General features: G+C 69.9%; 5 protein-coding genes. 1 reads left to right on the forward strand and 4 read right to left on the reverse strand.

The genetic code is table 11. The features are described from left to right. The 3 genes from ACFWY5_RS57825 to ACFWY5_RS57835 all read right to left on the reverse strand — a co-directional run. On the reverse strand, positions 1–1,451 hold a 1,451-nt coding region (locus ACFWY5_RS57825; protein WP_379640381.1), incomplete at its 3' end, for an alpha/beta hydrolase. 104 nt (positions 1,452–1,555) lie between these two features. Then, a complete protein-coding gene (locus tag ACFWY5_RS57830) occupies positions 1,556–2,644 on the reverse strand; it encodes a serine hydrolase domain-containing protein (protein WP_379621200.1) in 1,089 nt (362 codons plus the stop codon). A 187-nt stretch (positions 2,645–2,831) separates the two neighbouring features. After that, positions 2,832–3,488 (reverse strand): TetR/AcrR family transcriptional regulator, encoded by a 657-nt coding sequence (locus ACFWY5_RS57835; protein WP_379621198.1) that lies wholly within the window; start codon positions 3,486–3,488, stop codon positions 2,832–2,834. Positions 3,489–4,062: 574 nt separating this feature from the next. Here ACFWY5_RS57835 and ACFWY5_RS57840 point away from each other — a divergent pair. Then, positions 4,063–4,197, forward strand: coding sequence for a hypothetical protein (locus tag ACFWY5_RS57840; protein ID WP_379621196.1), 135 nt, complete (start codon positions 4,063–4,065; stop codon positions 4,195–4,197). A gap of 138 nt (positions 4,198–4,335) precedes the next feature. On the opposite strand, the gene ACFWY5_RS57845 is transcribed toward ACFWY5_RS57840, so the two are convergent. After that, a partial coding sequence (locus ACFWY5_RS57845; protein ID WP_379621194.1) for a fasciclin domain-containing protein occupies positions 4,336–4,692 on the reverse strand: 357 nt, incomplete at its 5' end.

Consider the following 4,692-nt stretch of genomic DNA (forward strand, 5'->3'; position numbering starts at 1 on the left):
TTGGTGTCGACGCAGGTGTTGCCTTCTGCGGCGTAGACGCCGTGGCGGTAGGCGCCATTGAGGGTGATCATGCGGGAGCCGGTCAGCGCTCGGTGCATGGCCCGCTGGCCGGGGTAGGGAGTGGCGGTGTCGCCTGTCGCGCCGACGATCAGCGCGGGGGCGGAGTTGCCGATCGTGGTGGGCTGCTCCCGTGGCCGGGTGGGCCAGAACGCGCAGGGGGTGATGTTGCGGACGAGTGGCCCGAACAGGGGTTCGGTGGTGCGGTGGCGCTGGATGTCGCGGTAGTAGGTGCCGGGGTTGCGGGATGCGGCCCGGTCGGCGCACAGGACCGCGATGCCCGCCCGGTTCTCGGGCTTTTCGGTGCCGCCGGTGTAGGCGCCTTGGAGGGTTTCCAGCAGTGAGGCGGGCGGCGGAGTCCGGCTGGGGCGGTGCAGTGCCTTGGCTTCTTCGGCGAGGGTGGCGTAGTCCTGCGCGCTGTCGGAGTAGGAGCGCAGATAGAGCCAGTAGGGCACGAAGCGGGCGTCGACCCGGTAGGCGCCGACCTTCGCGGACCGTCGGTTGATCGCGTCGATGGTCGCCAGGACCGCCTCCCGCGTACGGCCCAGCTTGTACTTCGCATGGCGCGCGGCGGACCAGGAGGCCCACTGCCGGAGCCAGGTGTCGAAGGCCGGAGCGGCGCTGGAGAGCAAGTTGGGGCCGTAGGCCTCGGGGTCGACTGCGCTGTCGAGCACCACCCGGTCGGCCCGCTGGCCGTACATCTGAAGATAGGTCGCGCCGAGGTAGGTGCCGTAGGAGTAGCCGAGGTAGGACAGCTTCCGCTCGCCGAGCGCGGCCCGGATGACGTCCATGTCGCGTGCGGTGTTCCTGGTCGAGGCGTACGGCAGCGCGCGCAGGTTTCCCTGGGCGCAGCCGGCCGCCAGCCGCTTGGCCAGGCGCGCGCCTTGGTCGAAGCTGCGCCGGTCGAGTCCGGCCGACAGCTGGAAGGTGTCGGTCTTCCACTGGCAGCGGATCGGGCTGCTGCGGCCGATGAAGCGGGGGTCCATTCCTACCAGGTCGTAGCGGGCGGCGATCTCGGGCGTCTTCTTGGTCAGCAGCAGCGGCATGGACAGGCCGCTGCCGCCCGGCCCGCCGGGGTTCGTCAGCAGGACGCCGTGGCGCCGGGCGGTGTCGGTGGCCTTGATCCGGGAGATCGCGACCCGCAGGGCCGGCCCCTGCGGCCTGCTGTAGTCGATGGGCACCTGGACCGTGGCGCACTGGGCTCCGGCGGCGTCCAGCTGTTGGCCGAGCTGGTCGTCGGGTCCGGTGGCGCAGGCGCGCCAGGTGATCGTCTGGTGGTGGAAGCGGTCCAGCGGGGTGGCCGGGTGCGCCGCTGCCGCGGGCGGCGCCAGAGTGGCCGACAGCGCAGCCGTCGCCGCTGCTGCGGCTGCTGCTGCGCGCTTGGTCGTGGGCACGCGGGTGTCCCTTCGTGGTGGTGGATGGGTGATGCCGGGTTCTGGAGGCGAGGCGCCAGAACCCGGGGGATGTCCGGACGTCCGGAAGGGGGAAGGGACGTGCCTCAGCCGCAGAAGGCCGCGTCCATCGCCGCCTGCTGGAGCTCGCCGAGCTTGGCCGAGCCGAACGACACGTTGCCGATCGCGACCGACAGCACCGCTCGGTGCTTGCCGTCGAGGGTAGCCATCATGTCGGTGCCGTAGCCGGGGATGCCGCCGTTGTGTCCCCAGATGACCTTGCCGCACGAGGTGGTGGTGCGGTAGATGCCCAGTCCGTAGGCGCGGTCGTGGTGGTTGGGCCGCAGCATCTGCTTGAGCTGGGCTGGTTTGACGATCTTGCCCGACAGGAGCGCGGTGATGAACCGGTCGAGGTCGGCGGTGGTGGAGACGAGCGCCCCTGCGGGACCGGCCACGGTGGGGTTGAGGCGGGTGATGTCGACGGGTTTGCCATTGACCGGGGTGTAACCACGGACGTGCGGCTTGGGCAGGTGGGTCTGGTCGCCGGGCGCCCACGTGTGGCGCAACCGGAGGGGGCGGATGATCCGCTCGGTGACCGCCTGGCCCCAGTCCTGGCCGGTGACGGCCTGGATGAGCAGGCCGAGGGCGTAGTAGTTGGTGTTGGAGTACTGGGAGTCGCTGCCCGGCTTGAACAGACGGGGCAGGGCGTCGCCCTTGGCGACCCAGTCGGTCAGCTCGAAGTGCTTGTCGCGGTTGCGCAGCGCGCCTTCGCCTTCCACGTCTTCGAGGCCGAAGGGGTTGGCCAGTCCGCTGGTGTGGTTCAGCAGCATGCGGACGGTGATCGCCTCGCCGTCGGACAACACGCCGGGCAGGTACCGCTCCACTGGGGTGTCCAGGTCGACCTTGCGCTCGCCGGCGAGTTGCAGGATCACCGAGGCGGTGAAGGTCTTGGTCACGCTGGCGATGCGGAACCTGCCCTGGTACGGGACCGGGCGGTGCTTGCCGAGTTCGGCGGTGCCCGCGCGGGCCCGCAGCGTGCGGCCGTCCTTGACGACCAGGATCTGCGCGCTGGCGTTGCCCAGTTTCACCAGGGCGTCCAGCTTTTGCTGCACCGCTGCCCGGTGGGTGTCCAGGCGGCGCTCACCCGTGCCGGCGTGGGCGATGCCCGAGGGCAGAGTGAGCGCTGTCGCGGTCAACGCCGTGATGATGATTTTGCCGGCCGTGTTCATGGGTGCTTGCCTTCCGTCGTGCGTACGCGTCCTCGGTGAGGTCGTCGGTACGCCCAACATAACGTGCTTTACACGTTAGTTACCTCTTGGGCAGGTGTGATCACCACCACACCGCCCGATGGGACGAGCGGTCGCCAGACGGGGAATTGGCGCGTCAGCCCAGACGGGCCAGCAACACGCGCAAGCCGTACTCGACGATGTCGTCGGGAGAGACAGGCGGAAGATCGGCCGCCAGCCGGCGCAGGGTGGGGAAGGCGTGCTCGGGCAACGCCGCGATCTGCTCGCGAGCCGCCTCGGCCTCGGCCCCGGGGTCACTCTCACCGCCCAGCGCTCCACCCGGCACGTCCAGGGCGGCGGTGCCCACGACCAGATTGGTCAGCGCCCCGACCAGCAACACCGCCTCCGCCGCGGGCACGCCCGCACGGAGCACGATCCGATGCGTGCACTCCACGATCGCCAACTGGCTGGGCGTGCCCTGCCGGACGCTCGCGCCTACCTGAACCAGCCACGGATGTGCGCGAAACACCTGCCACAGATCCCGATACAGCGCCATCAGCTCCGCCACGCCACCCGTCTCCGGCACGGGCACCGGCACCATGGCCAGCATGTGCTCATAGACCGCCGCGAACAGGTCGTCCTTGCCCCGCACATGGTTGTAGATCGACATCTGCCGGGCACCCAGCTCACCGGCCACCGCGGTCATCGTCATCGCCTCGAACCCGTCCCGGTCCAAGACCTTCACCGCGGCCTCCACCGTCGAGCCCCGGCTGAGGCTGCCCCGCCGTACCCGCTGCCGCCGCGGCGCGCTCACCGGGCCGCTCCCGCGGGCCGCGAGCAGCGACCGACCTCGCGAACGCCGACCATGACAGCCACCCCGACACCCCGATCCTCTGCCAACCTCATCGCCGCTCAAAGGCACTCCAGCCTACCGGGACCCGTACCGGCCGCCCCTGGGCGGCACCACAGCGCCATGCCCGAAAGAACCTCGTCATCGGGCCACCATGAACCGACTCCCAGCAACCCGCGACCCACCAACCCCCGAGTAACCTGCGAAGGCCGCCGTCCGAACATAGACGGCGGCCTTCGCATGTTGCGGCGCCCTCAACCTCTGCCCCACCCGAAGCAAGATCGAAAATCACGACAGAAAACGTTCAAAGAATCACGCCATCAAGAAATCCAAGTCACACGCACCCCCCATGCGAGTTCGGCCTGGCCAGGTCGATCACTGATCAGGCAGGCCTCGACGCCGCCAGAGGCGGGGATTGACGGCTCCGCCGGCCGGCCACCGGCGCAGACCGCGCCTTCGCCGCCGGTCGCAGGCGCGGCCCGGGTGCGTGTCGCCGGGGCCGTATCCGGTCGATGTGCTGTGCGCATGGCTCACGCGCTTGGGCGCTTACACGGTCACGCACCGCATCACCGGCCTGACCGCGCTCATCGATCAGCAGGAGCGCCTCGGCTTTCCCTGCCAGAGCGCGGGCTGTCGTGTGGCGCTCGCTCTCGGGCAGGCCGGACGCCGCTGAGGGTGTGTGGCGCCTGTCGAGCGCTCCGTCGCCCGCACAGGCGGCGATGGTTGCACCCGCGCCGTGCGGCGCGGCTTACCCGCGCCGCGAAGCCGAGGTGGTCACCGGCAGGGTGATCCGGGCGCGTGCCCGCACGGGTCACTTGGGCATGAGGACCTTGTCGATGATGGAGACGGTGGCGTTGGCGGTGTAGGTCTCGTCGGAGCCTTCGGTCATCAGCATGCCGCCCTGCAGGGTCTTGAGGTCGGCGGAGGCCAGGTCGGCCGGGGCGTTCTTGCCGGCGACGACGTGGTAGGTGAGGATCTTGGTCAGCGTCTCCTTGTCGGCCAGGACCTTGTCCAGGGTGGCCTTGGGGATGGCGGCGAAGGCGTCGTTGGTGGGCGCGAAGACGGTGATGTCCTTGGCCGAGTTGAGCGTGTCGACCAGGCCCGCCTTCTTGACCGCGGTGACCAGCGTGGACAGCACGGGGTAAGGACTCACCATCAGCCTCACCGG

Origin of the sequence: Nonomuraea sp. NPDC059007, from assembly GCF_042740555.1 — a bacterium.
In the GTDB taxonomy this organism is placed as follows: domain Bacteria; phylum Actinomycetota; class Actinomycetes; order Streptosporangiales; family Streptosporangiaceae; genus Nonomuraea.